We start from the raw sequence: 15399 nt of genomic DNA, 5'->3' as shown, positions 1-15399 counted from the left end.
TAAGCTATTCAGAAGACTTGAAACACCACTATCAGATCTATCAACTCTTACTTTTTCACTTTCAGAACAAAGACCCTGAGAAATTTTTCGGACTCATTGAGGACAATCTGAAGCAGGTTCATCCTATTTTTCAGACTGTCTTTAAAACCTTTCTAAAGAACAAAGAGAAAATCATCAACTCTCTTCAATTACCTTATTCCAACGCAAAATTGGAGGCGACCAATAATCTCATCAAACTTATCAAACGAAGCGCCTTTGGACTTTCGGAACTTTGAAAACTTCAAAAAAAGGATTTTTATAGCTCTGAACATCAAAAAAGAAAAGACAAAATTTGTCCTTTCTCGATCCTAGCTTACTTCAACCCACTATAGTTGACAAAGAGCCATTATTTTACAAAGTCAAGCAAAGCCAAGAAGCTTTCTGCTTCAAGTGACGCACCACCTACAAGGGCACCGTCAACGTCTGGACAAGCCATGTATTCTGCAACGTTTTCAGGTTTCACTGAACCACCGTATTGAACACGAACTTTGTCAGCAACTTCTTGACCGAAGTCAGCAGCTACAACGTCACGAACCACTTTACACATTTTTTGTGCATCGTCTTGTGAAGCTGATTTACCAGTACCGATAGCCCAGATTGGCTCATAAGCGATAACTGAGGCAGCAACTTGTTCAGCAGTCAATCCAGCCAATGCAGCAGATACTTGGGCACCTACAAACTCAGCTGCTTTTCCAGCTTCGTAAGTTTCAAGTGACTCACCACAACAGATGATTGGAACCATACCGTTTGCAAAGATTGCTTTTGCTTTTTTGTTGATATCTTCGTCTGTTTCATGGAAGTAGTCACGGCGTTCTGAGTGACCAATAACAACGTAGTCAGTACCGATTTCTTTCAAAACTTGTGGGCTAGTTTCACCAGTGAAAGCACCAGCATTTTCAAAGTAACAGTTTTGAGCAGCAACTTTAAGGTTTGAACCTTTAGCTGCAGCAAGAACAGTTGTCAAATCAACTGCAGGAGCTGCGATACCTGCTTCAACAAGATCTGATGAAGGAAGTTTTGATGCTACAGCTTCAACGAATGCTTTTGCTTCTTCTGGGTTTTTGTTCATTTTCCAGTTACCAGCGATAAATGGTTTACGTGACATTTCACATACCTCTTTTTTCATTTTATTTTCTATTTATTTTATCACAATTATACACAGCTTGCAAATCTTACTCGGATTTCAAGCCTGCTTACATGGATTAATCCTTCCATAGATCCATGGCATTTTTGAAATCTGCCGATACCTGTGTCAACTGAGGATTACTTGCTTCTCTTTCTGCCCGCTTAGCCTCCACTTGAGCCACACTTTTGATACCTTCATGGCGCCAGTTTCTCAAAATCGCCTGGATGTACTTCCAGTTTGGTTTTCCATTCAAAACAGCTTCACGAAGAGCTTCCTTAATCAAGTCAGCACTGGTCCCATCTTCCTTTAGTGTCTTGGTCAAATCCTCAATCTCAAAAGGAGTCAACAAGCGCCCTAATTCCTGCTGGAAGATTTCCACCAAATCCTTGAGCTGATTTTGAGATGTTAGCTGGTCTGAACTCGAATGAGCTGCTCCAAGCAGGTCATCCAAACGTTCCAATGCCAAACTAGCATCAAAAAGCAATTCAATTTCACCATTTAATTCAATCGTTCGATACTGAAGCAGTCCCCTCTCTGTCAAATTGGAAATAGCCTGATTGACATCCGAAATTTCCTTGCCAATCCTTTCAGCAATCTGGCTTGGTGACATTTCTTCCAAACCCGTCGTATTTTGCAAATAGAAAAATTGCCAGACTAGAAAATCATCGCTAGAAGGAAAGAGTTCCTTAAAATGCAAGAGCAGGGCACTCGGTAAAACCAAGTTCCCTGATTTAAAAGCGTCTAAATATGTCATAATTCCTCTTATAAATAACCAAATGCAGATACATCATCTTCTATTTTTCTCCAGTCAAAAGGCGTTTCTTGATAGACCGCATAATTCACCCAGTTACTGAAAAAGAGGGCTGCTGATGAAGACCAACAAAGACAAGGAGTCTGATTGACATCATCATCCTTAAAGTAATTTTCTGGAATATGTGGGTCTAAACCTGCATCACGATCCCTAAAATACTCTTTTGCCAAGGTATCTCGGTCATATTCCAAATGCCCAAAACTATAAATTTCTCGTAAATCACGACTGGCCAAAATCGAAACCCCAACCTGAGGACCCTCTGATAAAATCTCAAGATTGGTTTTGTTTAAAATCTCATCCTTAGAAATCTCCGTATGTCGAGAATGAGGGGATACATAGCTATCGTCAAATCCTCTAAAGAGAAGGTGCCCCTCCTTTAAAGTATCCTGAGGATAGATACCCGATAACTTACTGTCCATTTGACGTTTTTCCACCCCATAGCGCAGATAAAGTCCAGCCTGAGCACCCCAACAGATATGAAGGGTAGAATAAACATGGGTCTTGGACCACTCAATCACCTGACTGAATTCCTCCCAATAGTCCACTTCCTCAAATGATAAATGCTCAACCGGAGCGCCTGTGATAATCATCCCATCAAAATACTCATCCTTGACTTCAGGAAAGGTTTTATAAAAGGTCTCCATGTGTTCTGAACGAGTTGTTTTAGAACGATGGCTTTCCATATAGAGAAAATCAATATCTAGTTGCAGAGGCGTATTGGCCAAATGACGTAGCAACTGGGTCTCTGTAACCATTTTCTGTGGCATGAGATTTAAAATTAAAATTTTTAAGGGACGGATATCTTGATGGGCAGCACGTTGATCGTCCATGACAAAGATGTTCTCTGTACGTAAAATCTCAACAGCTGGCAATTTTTTATCAATTCGAATCGGCATAGCCCTCTCCTAACTGTATACTTTCAGAAATAATTGCATGTATTTGAAATCAAATCCCAAACACTTAGTCCTTTTATTATACTGCAAGAAGATATAGTTTTCAATTATACTTTTTCTCTAACTAGCTATAGTCTATTTTTATATCCTAATGTAGAGAAAACAGTCCTAGGGACTGTTTTTCATTAATAATGCATCAAAACTTTGTAGTCGTAGTCACCGATTTTTTCACGACCGTTCAATTCATCCAATTCAACAAGGAAGGCACAACCTGCCACAACACCGCCAAGTTTCTCAATCATCTCGATGGTTGCCTTAACAGTTCCACCTGTTGCCAAAAGGTCATCTACGATAAGAACACGTTGACCTGGCTTGATGGCATCCGCGTGCATAGTCAAGGTATCAACACCATACTCTTTTTCATAGTCAGCAGAAATGACTTCGCGTGGTAATTTACCTGGCTTACGAACAGGCGCAAAACCAATTCCTAACTCAAAGGCAACTGGACAACCCACGATAAAGCCACGAGCCTCAGGCCCTACAACCATGTCAATTTTCTTGTCAGTAGCATACTGAACAATTTCACGAACAGCGTAGCTATAAGCGTTTCCATCAGCCATCAAAGGACTGATATCACGGAAGGTAATACCCTCCTTTGGATAATTTTCAATTGTTGCAATGTAATCTTTTAAGTTCATCTTTTTCTTTCTTTCAAAGTTTTTACTCTCTATTATAGCATATTTTCTCCAAAAGAAGAAAGCAAAACTCCATTTCCTTTTTCAAATCAAGAGCAAAATAGCTCAGTTCTTCCTTCTTTGGTTGCAAAACCAAGCAAAAAACGAGCACTTTCGCACTCGTTCTCTGGTATAAACTACTGATTAAAGTGAGTTTACGTCAACTTTGATACCAACACCTTGAGTAGTTGTGATAGTCAAGTTTGTTACGTAAGTTCCCTTAGCTGTAGCTGGTTTTGCTTTTTGGATTGTTTCGTTGAAAGCTTTGAAGTTTTCAACCAATTTTTCAGCTTCAAATGATACTTTACCGATGATTGCTTGAACGTTACCTGCACGGTCAGCACGGTAAGTAATTTTACCACCTTTAGACTCTTCAACTGCTTTAGCAACATCCATAGTTACAGTACCAGTTTTAGGGTTTGGCATCAAGTTACGTGGTCCAAGGACACGTCCAAGACGTCCAACAAGAGCCATCATGTCAGGTGTAGCGATAACTACGTCGAAGTCCAACCAACCGTCGTTGATTTTAGCAACAAGGTCATCTTCACCAACAAAATCTGCACCAGCAGCTTTTGCTTCTTCAGCTTTTGCACCACGTGCGAAAACAAGAACGCGTGAAGTTTTACCAGTACCGTTTGGCAATACCATTGCTCCACGGATTTGTTGGTCAGCTTTTTTAACGTCGATGTTCAAGTTGTAAGCAACTTCTACAGTTGCGTCAAATTTTGCAAAGTTAGTTTCTTTTGCAAGTGCTACAGCTTCTTCTACGCTGTATGCTTTTGTGCTGTCGATTTTCTCAAGAGCAGCACGAAGTTGTTTGCTTTTTTTAGCCATTTTCTATTCTCCTTGTAAGTGGTTCAATCGATTTTCATCTCCCACGTCACTTCTCGAAATGATGAAGTCTTGCGGGTTTTCAGTCTATTAGATTCTTTTCCTACTTTGTTAAGCTCCCTTGCTGTACCCAAGTACAAGCTTCAGTCACTTGCCTAGTAAGAAAAGCAACTAATAGACTGCTGTGAGATTTTCTACTGTGTTATTGATTAGTCAACAACAGTGAATCCCATAGAACGAGCAGTACCTTCGATCATACGCATTGCAGACTCTACGTTTGCTGCGTTCAAATCTGGCATCTTAGTTTCTGCAATTTCTTGTACTTGTGCACGAGTAACTGTAGCAACTTTAGTTTTGTTAGGTGTACCTGATCCTTTTTCAACACCTGCAGCTTTTTTCAAAAGAACAGCAGCTGGTGGTGTTTTTGTAACGAAAGTAAATGATTTGTCTTCGTAAACTGAGATAACAACTGGAATGATCATACCAGCTTGGTCAGCAGTACGAGCGTTGAACTCTTTTGTGAATCCCATGATGTTGATACCAGCTTGACCAAGAGCAGGTCCAACTGGTGGAGCTGGTGTAGCTTTACCAGCAGGGATTTGCAATTTTACAAGTTTTTCGACTTTTTTAGCCATTTTTAAATCCTCCTTTGTGGTTTTGGCGGTAATTTAGAGTTTTTTACCTCCCACAAGTATGCTTTACACATACTCATCTATTATACACTATTTATCTAGAATTGCAAGAGAAAAGTTTATTTTTATACTCAATGAAAATCAAAGAGCAAACTAAAAAGCTAGCCGCAGGCTGCTCAAAGTACAGCTTTGAGATTGCAGATAAAACTGACGAAGTCAGCTCAAAGCACTGCTTTGAGGTTGCGGATAGAACTGACAAAGTCAGTAACCATACCTGTGGCAAGGCGACGCTGACGTGGTTTGAAGAGATTTTCGAAGAGTATTAATCGACGTAATCTCCGCCTTCAAATCCATAGTATTCTTCCAAACTGAGACCACTCTCAGCAATTTCTTTTGCTTCTTTTCCGACATAACGAAGATGCCATTCTTCAGCCATATAGCCGGTTTCTTTTTCCTTACCTTTGAGATAACGGACAACAAAGCCATAATCAGCCGCATGATCCAAAAGCCATTGAGCTGCTTTTTCTTCTGTCACCAATTCTCCATTTGTGCTAATCACATCAAAGGCTAAACCTGTTTGGTGTTCGCTATAGCCAGGACGGGCAGAGTAACGGTCAGCTGCTGCCTTCCCATCTTGGTTGACATAATCTTGATAGAGCTTGGTCTGAGTTTCATAACTTCTAAAACCACTGTACTGATCGCTAATCGGGAAACCTGCCTCTTGCATTGCTTTGATAAGTTTGACCAACTCTGCCTTGGCTGTTGGATTTTCCCCTGGATTATAGTCTTTAGACAAGGGATAGTGTTTATTTGCTACGACGATTTCATCGTATTTCCCTTGGATGCTGTAGTAGTCTCCTTTGTTGACCACTTCTGCTTTTTTCTGGGTAGCTTCTTGAGACTTACTTCCGACTGTTCCATCAGCTTTAGCAGTTTGCTCTGTCTTAGCTGCGCCATCTTCATTTTTTGCTTTTTCTTGTGAACAAGCTGCTAGACTCAAGGCTAGCAAGGCTGTCAAGACAAGGTATCTTTTTTTCATTTCTACTCCTTTATTTCTAATAGGTTATCTACTTCTGACAATAAACATTTAATTAGTTTTTTAATCTCATCCGTTTTTGCTTGGTAGGGTTCTGCTGTCATTTCTTCAAAGGGAACCCACCAGACTGGTCCACGTCCCTTGAGACCGTGACCATTCATATCACCTCTTCGTCTAGGAAACAGATGCCAGTGAAGATGGGCATCGCCATTTCCTAGCTGTTCGATATTCATTTTCTCAGCAGCAAAAGCCTTAGCAATTGCCTCTTGGACTATACTCATTTCCTCTAGAAAACGGATTCTAGTTTCCTTCTCTAAATGATGCAATTCGGTGACATGTTCCTTGGCTAGAAAGAGACTATAGCCTGCAAAATACTGGTGATCTCCAATCACAAGATAGCCTGTTTCCAACTCTTTAACAAAATAGGGATTTTCTCTCTTCTTGATGAGCTCAATTCTCTGGCAAATCAAACACATATTAGTCTACCAATGCACTCTTAAGATAAGCATCAACCATACGTTCCGTTGCGACCACCGAGTCAATATGAGTACGCTCATAAGAATGACTAGACTCGATACCAGCACCTAGAAGGGCGTGTTTGACTTCTGCACCTGCAGACATGGCCGCTGAAGCATCCGAACCATAAAATGGATAGATATCCAGCTTAAATGGAATATCTTGCCCTTTAGCCAAAGCAACCAAATGTTGACGGAAGTCATAGTGATACGGTCCAGAAGCATCCTTGACACAGATAGACACTGTATATTCGTCTGTTTGCTGGTCATCACCCATAGCTCCCATGTCCACAGCCAGATATTCTACTACCTGAGCAGGGATATTAGAGTTAGCTCCATGCCCCACTTCTTCAAAAACTGAAAAAGCAAAATGGGTTGTTACAGGCAACTCAATCTTCTCTTCCATATAAATACGAAGCAGATTAAGCAAAATCGCTGCGCTGACCTTATCGTCCAAGTGACGAGACTTGATAAAACCTGTCTCTGTCACGACGGTTCGTGGATCAAAGCTGATAAAATCACCGACCTCAATGCCAAGAGCACGAGTTTCTTTTTCACTGGTTACTTTTGCATCCAAACGCACTTCCATATTGTCTTGCGTGCGTTCTGCAGTTCCTGCATCCTTGTAGACATGGCAAGAGGTTTGGTGGATGAGGATGGTTCCGGATACTTTTTCACCTGTGCTAGCCACATGAACGGTACAGTTTTCTCCTTCAATCATGTTCCAAGGAAAACCACCGATACGGTCCATTTTGAGACGACCGTCTGGTTTGACAGCACGGACAATGGCACCCAGCGTATCCACATGGGCAGTCACATAGCGATGCTCCTCATCATTTTGACCTTTGATGGTCACATTGACACCACCCTTGGCTGTGCGAACTGGCTGATAACCAAAACCTTCTAGAGTTTTGACTAAATAGTCCGAAATCTCCCGAGTAAAGCCAGTTGGCGATGCGATGGCTGTCAGTTCTTTGATATATTCTACTGTTTGATTCATTTCTTCACCTCTTTTGCTACCTATTATAACACATTTATCCTCGGATAAAAAAAGAAAATCACTCCTGTAGACTTGGCTACAAAAGTGATTTTAATGATTATTCCATTTCAAAAACATCGCTTTCTTGCTTGTTTGGTAGAACCAATGAGAGCAGGATTCCGACAATAGCTGGCACCAACCATGGGAGAGATGCCTTAGCAAAAGGAAGAGCGTTGACAAGATTTGCAAGAAACTCAACCTTAAACGAGCTTCCTAATACGCTTGCAATGGCAATAGCTGTAACCACAGTAATTGTCAATTGCATACCTGGTTTTGAAAGAGCCACAAATTTGTTGACAATGACAATCATAACGATGGCAATCGTGATTGGGTACAAGACAACCAATACTGGAATGGAGTACTTGATAATCGCATCAAGTCCCAAATTGGCAATAGCAAATCCAATCAAGGTAAAGGCTGTCGCATAAACCTTGTAACTGATTTGTGGGAAGCGTTCATTAAAGAACTCAGCTGTTGACACAATCAGACCAACTGTTGTTGTGAAGCAGGTTACGGTAACCATAGCTGCGAGGAAGAGTTGAGCTGTTGAACCAAAGATTTCTTGAGTAGCTTGTGACAAGATGTAAACACCTGGTGTTCCACCCTTCATCGCCTCAGCTGGTACTGGGAAATGATTTCCAAGGAAACCTAAACCGATGTAAAGAGCGCTGAAAGCAAGAGCTACAACTATACCAACCACCCAAATAGTTGAGATGTATTCTTTCTTGCTTGAGAATCCAAGTTGTTTCAAGGTTTGAACTGCAATCACACTAAAGGCAACTGAAGCAAGAGCATCCAAGGTATTATATCCTTCTAGGAAACCTGTCCCAAAGGCAGAAGCTTGATAAGCAGCTGAAGCTGTTTGAGGACTTGTTCCACCGTATTTGATAGCTCCTAAAACTACCAAGATAACGATCAAAATCGCAAAGATTGGCGTTAAAATACGGCCGATACGATCCAAGATTTTTGATGGATTAAGCGAAATCAGATACGCTGCTGCAAAGTAAAGCACCGTAAAGACAATCAAGCCAAGCCCTTTATTGGCATCCGACAAAAGAGGACTAATCCCTACTTCGTAAGCTGTTGTAGCAGTACGTGGAATAGCAAAGAATGGACCGATTGACAAGTAAAGAACCGAGAGGTAAAGAGTCGCAAACCAAGGTGCTATCTTTGTTGAAATCTCGTAGATATATCCTTTAGGATTTAGCGTTCCAATAATAAGAGTCAAGACGGCGATACCGACACCTGAAAAGACAAAACCTGCGATGGCAGGAAGAAAATGTTCTCCAGACAGAGCACCTAGAGAAGGCGGAAAAATCAAGTTCCCCGCACCAAAAAATATTCCAAACAGGAGTAAACCTGTTAGGGCACCTTTTTTAGCCATAAAAATCTCCTTCATATTTATAAAATACTGACCTAGTATATCATGAATAGGAGTATGAAAAAAGTTTCACGAAGTAAATATTGAATGTTTTCAATATTCTTAAAAATGTGAATTATCTAAAAATAAAATTCTCCTACATAGTCCAAACCAAGTAGGAGAAATGCAAACTTTTAAAGTTCTTCAAAGGCCGTCATACCACCTTGGACATTGATAACCTCATAACCTTGTTCTGATAGGAATTGGCAAGCACGCGCCGATCTCATTCCAGATTTACAAATAACATAATGTAACTTGTCCTTGTCCAACTGATCATAGATATCGGCCAATTGACTCAGAGGAAGATTCTGAGCACCTTCTAAATGAAGAGCTTCAAACTCATCCTCTTCTCTCACGTCCACTAAAGAAAGTTGCTCATTTTGGTAAAGCTGGTAAAATGCGTCAAAGGTAATTTCTTTCATTCTTTTTCTCCTAAAATAGTTTTAATTCTTTTTTTCAAATCTGGCATCACTTCTGATTCAAACCAAGGATTTTTAGCCATCCAGATTTGATTTCGCGGTGAGGGGTGTACCAGTGGAAAATAGGTTGGCAGATAGTTCTGGTAATGTTTTACCCGTTCTGTCACCTTGCCACTGATTTTCTCCTGTAAATAGTAGGCTTGGGCATACTGGCCAATTAAGAGAGTTAATTGGATATCGGGCAACTCTTGCAAGAGTTGCGGATGCCATTTTTCGGCAAAGCCTTTACGAGGTGGAAGGTCGCCAGACTTGCCATGTCCTGGAAAGTAAAAATCCATTGGCAAAACTGCAAAATAACCTGAATTGTAAAAGGTATCTTCATCCACACCTAGCCAGTCTCGCAAGCGATCGCCACTTTTGTCCTTCCAGTAAAGGCCTGCTTCTTGGGTTTTAAGACCAGGCGCTTGACCGATGATATTGATGCGAGCAGTCTTTGGCGCTGCAAAGAGAGGCTCAATGCCACGCTCTGTATAGCTGGCATTCTGTGGATCCACCATGATGGCTTGCTTGATTCTTTCGATTTGAGACATCTGTTTTCCCTCCAAAAAGAAGTCTAAGCATACAATCTCAGACTTCTATCGTTTTATTTGATCAATTCGTAAATAGCTTCGGCATAGATCGCTGCTGCTCGGAAGAGATCATCCAAGGCGATAAATTCATTAGCTTGGTGCATGGTATCAATTGAGTCTGGGAACATGGCACCATAGGCAACTCCGCGTTCGAGCAAACGACCAAAGGTACCGCCACCAATGACTTGCTCGTGACCTTTCAGTCCAGTTTGTTTTTCATAGACATTCAACAAAGTTTGCACAAGTGGATCTTTCATTGGCACATAGTGAGGGGTATGACCGTGTTCAGAAAGGCTAACAGAAGCAACTGGCAAGTTTTCAAGGATTGACTTGATTTGCTCTGGGCTTGTTCCTTTTGGATAACGGAAGTTAAGGGCAATGGTATTGTCAGCACTTGTTTCATCAAAGCGGAAGACACCGGCATTCATAGAAAGGGCACCCATCTTTTCATCTACATGAGCAACCTTGAGATTTTCACCCTCATGGTCGTTCAAGAGAATCTTACCAGCGATGTCAAGGTAGTCTTTGGCTGGACCAGCAAAGTCAAACTGGCTAAGGAAGAGGGCTAGGTAAGTCGCACCATTGATACCTGAAGCAGGCATAGCACCGTGGGCAGATTTACCAATTACAGTTACCTTGTACTGACCGTTTTCTTCTTGGATTTCTCCTCTAAGTTTGTGCTCTGCAACAAAGGCATCTAATTTCGCTTGCAAGTCAGCCAAATCACCAGAAACAACTGCTGTTGCTGACTCAGGAACCATATTTTCACGCAAACCACCTGTGAAACGGTGAAGACGGGCAGCACCTGCATTTTCACCTGCAAAGTGGAGATATTCAGTGATGTTTCCTTTTTCGCCATTGATGATCGGGAACTCAGCATCAGGAGAGAAACCAAAATCTGGTTTTGCAAGTCCTACGTGCTCGAAATAGTAGTCCATATCTGCCCAACCTGATTCTTCATCTGTTCCAACGATGAAGCGAACTTTTTTAGAAGTTGGAAGGCCCAATTCTTTGATGATTTTCAAGCCATAGTAACAAGCTGTTGTAGGTCCCTTATCATCAGAAGCTCCACGCGCATAAAGGCGACCATCTTTGATAGTTGGTGTGTATGGGTCTGTATCCCAACCGCTACCAGCAGGCACTACGTCCATATGGGCAAAGATTCCGAGAATTTCTTCTCCATCACCAAATTCAAAATGTCCTGCATAGTTATCAACATTTTTAGTTGGGTAGCCATCACGGTCTGCGATTTCAAGGAATTTCTCCAAGGCTTTTACCGGCCCAGGTCCAAATGGATGCTGGGCATCAACCTTGCTATCATCACGTTCAGAGTTGATTTCTAAAAGGCTAAACAAGTCAGCCAAGAGGTCTTCTTTGCGTTTTTCTACTTCTGCTGTAAAATCAATTGCTGTCATTTTTTCTTCCTATCTTTTTTCGATAATTTCATCTACTGGCAAGCGATAGCTTGGTTCTAATTTTTCGTCTGTGTAACCCACGGTAATCAAGAGTTCTGGGCGGAAACGGTCTTCGATATCCAAAACTTCATTGGCTTTTGATTTATCAAATCCAAGGATAATGTTTGATCCAATTCCTTGGTCTGTCAGAGCCAAAACCAAGTTCATAGCAACCAAACCTGCATTAAGGGCTAGGTAGTCACTGATCTGCTGTTCATTGTAACGAGCAAATTCCGCAGGCAGATTTTTCATGAAAAATTGAAGTTGTTCTTCTGAGAAATTATTAGCTCCGCCAATACGGGCAATCTTGCGGGCACGTTTAGCTAGGTCTGTATCGGTAAACAAGGCAATGGTTACAGGTGCTGATGATACCTGCTCAAAGTTCGAACCATAAGCCAATTTTGCTAGTTCAGCATTTTTCTTACGAACTACCACAAATTTCCAAGGCTGGCTGTTGTGGGCACTTGGAGCCAAGGTTGCAATTTCGATAGCCGTACGCACATCTTTTGGATCAACTGGCTTATCAGCGAAATGCTTAGTCGCATGACGTTTTTTGTTTAATTCAAGAAATTTCATAATCGATTTCCTTTTCTAATTCTACTACTTCCATTCTACCATATTTTGAAAGAGCTTGCAGAGATTTTCCATAGAATCATGCCGAACCAACTTTCCTCTGTTTTCTTCTTTCAAATAGCTCCATGTTCCTAACATCAATCTAAACGTATCCATTCTGCTATCTTACAAATTAATGTAAAGAGGATATTATTCGTTATTCATTCTTTTTAAAGAAAGGGAAAATAAAGTTTTTATAAAACCCCAATGTAGCTACAGATAAAAACAAACAAGCAAACACAATAATTGCAACAGATAACCACGGTGATAATGGAATTTTTTGTCCTGCTGTATCAGTAATTCTTTCCAAATGAAAATTTCTAAGAACCAAATAAAGACAATAGCTGTTCAATAAACTTGCCACATAACCGATCAAAACCAGGGATTTTAAGTTTGTAAATATCCATATACCTAATAAGGGAAGAATTATTATCAACAAGGGAATACCCCAGAAAATAAATGTCAAAAGAAGAAACGCTAGACCATTCCACAACCAGAGACAATAAAGAAGACATAGATAAGAGACGATATAGACTGTTCCTAATATTTCATTGCTTATTTTCATCACGATCATTCCATTCTATCATAAATGGTTCCGCCACTTGAGCCAATTCCCCTTCTTCCTGCGGGTTCAACTTTCTTTGCACAGCTTCTGCGACTGTTCTTGGTACTCCAACTTCGACAATCTCATCCACACTGACTTCCTTGATTTTAGTGAGAGACTTGAAATGCTTCATGAGATTCTGCTTGCGTTTAGGTCCCAGCCCTTCAATTCCATCCAGTTGTGATGAAAAAGAATTTTTTGAGCGCAGTTGGCGGTGGAAAGTAATAGCAAAGCGGTGCACCTCATCTTGAATGCGTTGGAGGAGGAAAAATTCCTGAGAATTGCGAGACAACTCCACTACCTCAAGCGGATCTCCAAAGAGCAATTCATGGGTTTGGTGCTTGTCATTCTTTTGCAGACCTGCAATGGGAATATCCAAGCCTAGCTCTTCTTGGATGACTTGCTTTGCGATATTAACCTGACCTTGTCCTCCATCAATAACGATTAAGTCAGGCGGTATCAAACCATCTCGTTGGACTCGTCCATAACGTCTGCGAATAACCTCTCGCATACTTGCGTAGTCATCTGGCCCAACAACTGTTTTTATCTTGTACTTGCGGTAATCCTTCTTGCTCGGTTTGCCGTTAACAAAGACCACCATGGCAGAAACAGGGCTGGTTCCCATGATATTGGAGTTATCGAAGGACTCGATACGAACTGGAGTCGGAATTTGTAGAAGTCGTCCCAGATTTTCAATAGCCCCTTGTGTCTTTTCAACTGATTTCTCTAACAGACTAAACTTCTGCTCTAGACTAACACGCGCATTCTTTATAGCCAAATTGACCAGTTGCTTTTTCTCTCCACGCTGGGGTTTGACAATCTTGGTATCCACCAAGGCTTTGACTGCTTCTTGATCAATATCCTGCGGAATCAGTACCTCATTGGGAACTAGATGAGATTTTTCTTGATAGAATTGTCCCACATAGGTCAAGAAGTCCTCATCCGGATCATTGTAGTAGGGAAAGAGATTGACATCTCGCTCGATGAGCTTGCCCTGACGGACAAAGAAGACCTGGACGCACATCCAGCCCTTATCCACATAGTAGCCAAAGACATCCCGATTTTGGAGATCCTTGGCCATGACCCGTTGCTTGGTTCGAAGCGTTCCAATGGCCTGAATCAGGTCACGATATTCCGCTGCACGTTCAAATTCCATTGTCTGGGCTGCAGATGCCATTTTACCTTTAAGGTCATCGATGATTTTGTCATCCTGTCCTTTTAAGAAATCAGAGACCTCCTGAGCCATGGACTTGAAATAGTCCTCATCCTTCTTACAGATGGTATGGGCCATACATTGACCGATATGGTAGTAAAAACAGACCTTAGAGGGCGGATTGGTGCACTTACGAAAAGGAAAAATCCGATCCAGCAGTCGTTTGATTTCATTGGCTGCCCCCACATCTGGATAGGGTCCAAAGTAGAGACCTCCGTCTTTTTTGACCTGACGGGTGATAATCAAACGAGGATAGCGTTCATTGGTGATTTTGATGAAAGGATAAGACTTATCATCCTTGAGCATGATATTGTACTTGGGCTTATTTTCCTTGATCAGGTTGATTTCTAGGAGAAGTGCCTCGATATTTGACTCCGTAACAATAAATTCAAAATCTACAATTTCAGACACCAATGCCTCTGTTTTGGTATCATGACTCCCACGGAAATAAGACCTCACGCGGTTGCGCAGATTTTTAGCCTTTCCTACATAGATAATGGTGCCGTTTTTATCCTTGTGAATGTAGCAACCAGGGCTGGTCGGCAAGAGCTCTAGTTTTGATTTAATCAAGTTATTCATAGTTCCATTATAGCAAAAAAGTAGGGAAAGATTGTTCCCTACTCACTAGTCTCATATATTTTTCGGAGATTTGCAACATCCTCTTCCTGAATACCATAATAAGAACCTGCTGGCTGCATGACTGACACTTCATTCGTATGCTCCAAACCAATGGCATGTCCTAACTCATGCTCTGCCGTATGCAAGATGCGATCATAGGTATAGCCATAGTTTGGATTGGATAAATAATAATGATTCAAGCGAACTGTTACAGACAAGAATTGCCCCGTTAAGAGATTGGTCTGACTTTCCGCTTCTCCTGCCACAGGAGTGCCTCCATCATTCATCTCCGTAGCTATGATATCTGCCCTGCTGGACTCAGTCACGATTTCAAAGTTAAAAGCACCCGTTTGATTCCAATTCTGAATCGCTTCTACATAGGCCTCTTGAAAACGTGAATCCATCTGGGGATCCAGGTAAATACGAGCAGAAGCCTGCGGCCACCTTCCTTCAGAGTGTTGGTGGCTATCTGTCTGGTTTAACTTAGTCAGTTGCCCTGTTTTTTCCCATTGGTCGATACTTTGTTGACCAATTTTGACTGATCGCTCTGCTTGCTTTAGCGCTCCTTGCAAATCCCCGTTTAGATACCAGAGAAGTCCAAAAGCAAGAGCACATAAGAGTACAACTATCCAAACCAGGCGCCAAAACAAACGCCACACAAAAGAAAAGAAAGCCCCTATCAAACGAAAAATCCAGCGCATGTCTCTCCACCTTTCTAGCAAATAAAGACTATTTTACTAAAACAAGCAAAAAGAAAGCTAAATACTGACTTTT

18 protein-coding genes and 1 pseudogene are annotated in these 15399 nt (G+C 41.4%); 2 read left to right on the top strand and 17 right to left on the bottom strand.

The annotated features are described in order from the left end of the window. Window positions 1-351, top strand: a pseudogene (locus D2908_RS09290) (transposase); the annotation flags it as partial. Window positions 352-385: 34 nt separating this feature from the next. On the opposite strand, the gene tpiA reads toward D2908_RS09290, so the two are convergent. The 6 genes from tpiA to rplK form a co-directional block, all read right to left on the bottom strand. Beyond that, a complete protein-coding gene (gene tpiA / locus D2908_RS09285; protein WP_117306605.1) occupies window positions 386-1144 on the bottom strand; it encodes a triose-phosphate isomerase in 759 nt (252 codons plus the stop codon). 97 nt (window positions 1145-1241) lie between these two features. After that, complete coding sequence (locus D2908_RS09280) at window positions 1242-1919, bottom strand: DnaD domain-containing protein (protein WP_117306603.1); 678 nt, start codon at window positions 1917-1919, stop codon at window positions 1242-1244. An 8-nt stretch (window positions 1920-1927) separates the two neighbouring features. After that, the gene (gene metA, locus D2908_RS09275; protein ID WP_117306602.1) at window positions 1928-2872 is read right to left on the bottom strand and encodes a homoserine O-succinyltransferase; all 945 of its coding nucleotides are present in this window, start codon (window positions 2870-2872) and stop codon (window positions 1928-1930) included. A gap of 182 nt (window positions 2873-3054) precedes the next feature. Further along, window positions 3055-3567 (bottom strand): adenine phosphoribosyltransferase, encoded by a 513-nt coding sequence (locus D2908_RS09270; RefSeq protein WP_001049320.1) that lies wholly within the window; start codon window positions 3565-3567, stop codon window positions 3055-3057. Between the two features lie 180 nt (window positions 3568-3747). Beyond that, window positions 3748-4437 carry a 50S ribosomal protein L1 gene (gene rplA / locus D2908_RS09265; RefSeq protein WP_001085675.1) on the bottom strand — a complete coding sequence of 230 codons (690 nt, stop codon included), beginning with the start codon at window positions 4435-4437 and terminating at the stop codon, window positions 3748-3750. Window positions 4438-4643: 206 nt separating this feature from the next. Then, window positions 4644-5069, bottom strand: a complete 426-nt coding sequence (rplK, locus tag D2908_RS09260; protein WP_001085809.1) for a 50S ribosomal protein L11 — start codon at window positions 5067-5069, stop codon at window positions 4644-4646. Between the two features lie 131 nt (window positions 5070-5200). Here rplK and D2908_RS10185 point away from each other — a divergent pair, with 131 nt between their 5' ends. Further along, window positions 5201-5392: a hypothetical protein gene (locus tag D2908_RS10185; protein ID WP_240628283.1), complete on the top strand. Its 192-nt coding sequence runs from the start codon at window positions 5201-5203 to the stop codon at window positions 5390-5392. Here the strand turns inward: D2908_RS10185 and ldcB are convergent. The 11 genes from ldcB to D2908_RS09200 all read right to left on the bottom strand — a co-directional run bounded on the left by ldcB (window position 5389) and on the right by D2908_RS09200 (window position 15326). Continuing rightward, entirely contained in the window at window positions 5389-6105 is a 717-nt protein-coding gene (gene ldcB, locus D2908_RS09250; RefSeq protein WP_117306600.1) for an LD-carboxypeptidase LdcB/DacB, read from the bottom strand. The genes D2908_RS10185 and ldcB overlap by 4 nt on opposite strands. Before the next feature lie 2 nt (window positions 6106-6107). Continuing rightward, window positions 6108-6578 (bottom strand): HIT family protein, encoded by a 471-nt coding sequence (locus D2908_RS09245; protein ID WP_117306598.1) that lies wholly within the window; start codon window positions 6576-6578, stop codon window positions 6108-6110. A 1-nt stretch (window position 6579) separates the two neighbouring features. Continuing rightward, on the bottom strand, window positions 6580-7617 hold the full coding sequence (locus D2908_RS09240; RefSeq protein WP_117306596.1) for a M42 family metallopeptidase: 1038 nt from the start codon (window positions 7615-7617) through the stop codon (window positions 6580-6582). Between the two features lie 97 nt (window positions 7618-7714). Beyond that, window positions 7715-9040 carry a branched-chain amino acid transport system II carrier protein gene (brnQ, locus tag D2908_RS09235; RefSeq protein WP_165847493.1) on the bottom strand — a complete coding sequence of 442 codons (1326 nt, stop codon included), beginning with the start codon at window positions 9038-9040 and terminating at the stop codon, window positions 7715-7717. A 170-nt stretch (window positions 9041-9210) separates the two neighbouring features. Next, complete coding sequence (locus D2908_RS09230; protein WP_117306593.1) at window positions 9211-9498, bottom strand: rhodanese-like domain-containing protein; 288 nt, start codon at window positions 9496-9498, stop codon at window positions 9211-9213. Further along, the gene (locus tag D2908_RS09225) at window positions 9495-10085 is read right to left on the bottom strand and encodes a uracil-DNA glycosylase family protein (RefSeq protein ID WP_117306591.1); all 591 of its coding nucleotides are present in this window, start codon (window positions 10083-10085) and stop codon (window positions 9495-9497) included. The genes D2908_RS09230 and D2908_RS09225 overlap by 4 nt, the downstream gene beginning before the upstream one ends. Window positions 10086-10138: 53 nt before the next feature. After that, the gene (gene pepV / locus D2908_RS09220) at window positions 10139-11539 is read right to left on the bottom strand and encodes a dipeptidase PepV (RefSeq protein WP_117306590.1); all 1401 of its coding nucleotides are present in this window, start codon (window positions 11537-11539) and stop codon (window positions 10139-10141) included. 9 nt (window positions 11540-11548) lie between these two features. Further along, window positions 11549-12154, bottom strand: coding sequence for a nitroreductase family protein (locus D2908_RS09215; RefSeq protein ID WP_117306588.1), 606 nt, complete (start codon window positions 12152-12154; stop codon window positions 11549-11551). Between the two features lie 193 nt (window positions 12155-12347). Next, the gene (locus D2908_RS09210) at window positions 12348-12764 is read right to left on the bottom strand and encodes a hypothetical protein (protein ID WP_240628282.1); all 417 of its coding nucleotides are present in this window, start codon (window positions 12762-12764) and stop codon (window positions 12348-12350) included. Next, on the bottom strand, window positions 12739-14586 hold the full coding sequence (gene uvrC / locus D2908_RS09205) for an excinuclease ABC subunit UvrC (RefSeq protein WP_117306584.1): 1848 nt from the start codon (window positions 14584-14586) through the stop codon (window positions 12739-12741). The genes D2908_RS09210 and uvrC overlap by 26 nt, the downstream gene beginning before the upstream one ends. 38 nt (window positions 14587-14624) lie before the next feature. Next, entirely contained in the window at window positions 14625-15326 is a 702-nt protein-coding gene (locus D2908_RS09200) for a M57 family metalloprotease (protein WP_117306582.1), read from the bottom strand. Window positions 15327-15399: the final 73 nt, after the last annotated feature.

This window comes from Streptococcus sp. LQJ-218, from assembly GCF_003428885.1.
Taxonomy (GTDB): Bacteria; Bacillota; Bacilli; order Lactobacillales; family Streptococcaceae; genus Streptococcus.
This window is presented reverse-complemented; position numbering and strand designations above follow the sequence as displayed.

Bases quoted from the DNA above. Each gene is read 5' to 3' on its own strand.
- tpiA (WP_117306605.1), bottom strand. From the start codon at position 1,144: ATGTCACGTAAACCATTTATCGCTGGTAACTGGAAAATGAACAAAAAC.
- D2908_RS09280 (WP_117306603.1), bottom strand. From the start codon at position 1,919: ATGACATATTTAGACGCTTTTAAATCAGGGAACTTGGTTTTACCGAGT.
- metA (WP_117306602.1), bottom strand. From the start codon at position 2,872: ATGCCGATTCGAATTGATAAAAAATTGCCAGCTGTTGAGATTTTACGT.
- D2908_RS09270 (WP_001049320.1), bottom strand. From the start codon at position 3,567: ATGAACTTAAAAGATTACATTGCAACAATTGAAAATTATCCAAAGGAG.
- rplA (WP_001085675.1), bottom strand. From the start codon at position 4,437: ATGGCTAAAAAAAGCAAACAACTTCGTGCTGCTCTTGAGAAAATCGAC.
- rplK (WP_001085809.1), bottom strand. From the start codon at position 5,069: ATGGCTAAAAAAGTCGAAAAACTTGTAAAATTGCAAATCCCTGCTGGT.
- D2908_RS10185 (WP_240628283.1), top strand. From the start codon at position 5,201: ATGAAAATCAAAGAGCAAACTAAAAAGCTAGCCGCAGGCTGCTCAAAG.
- ldcB (WP_117306600.1), bottom strand. From the start codon at position 6,105: ATGAAAAAAAGATACCTTGTCTTGACAGCCTTGCTAGCCTTGAGTCTA.
- D2908_RS09245 (WP_117306598.1), bottom strand. From the start codon at position 6,578: ATGTGTTTGATTTGCCAGAGAATTGAGCTCATCAAGAAGAGAGAAAAT.
- D2908_RS09240 (WP_117306596.1), bottom strand. From the start codon at position 7,617: ATGAATCAAACAGTAGAATATATCAAAGAACTGACAGCCATCGCATCG.
- brnQ (WP_165847493.1), bottom strand. From the start codon at position 9,040: ATGGCTAAAAAAGGTGCCCTAACAGGTTTACTCCTGTTTGGAATATTT.
- D2908_RS09230 (WP_117306593.1), bottom strand. From the start codon at position 9,498: ATGAAAGAAATTACCTTTGACGCATTTTACCAGCTTTACCAAAATGAG.
- D2908_RS09225 (WP_117306591.1), bottom strand. From the start codon at position 10,085: ATGTCTCAAATCGAAAGAATCAAGCAAGCCATCATGGTGGATCCACAG.
- pepV (WP_117306590.1), bottom strand. From the start codon at position 11,539: ATGACAGCAATTGATTTTACAGCAGAAGTAGAAAAACGCAAAGAAGAC.
- D2908_RS09215 (WP_117306588.1), bottom strand. From the start codon at position 12,154: ATGAAATTTCTTGAATTAAACAAAAAACGTCATGCGACTAAGCATTTC.
- D2908_RS09210 (WP_240628282.1), bottom strand. From the start codon at position 12,764: ATGATCGTGATGAAAATAAGCAATGAAATATTAGGAACAGTCTATATC.
- uvrC (WP_117306584.1), bottom strand. From the start codon at position 14,586: ATGAATAACTTGATTAAATCAAAACTAGAGCTCTTGCCGACCAGCCCT.
- D2908_RS09200 (WP_117306582.1), bottom strand. From the start codon at position 15,326: ATGCGCTGGATTTTTCGTTTGATAGGGGCTTTCTTTTCTTTTGTGTGG.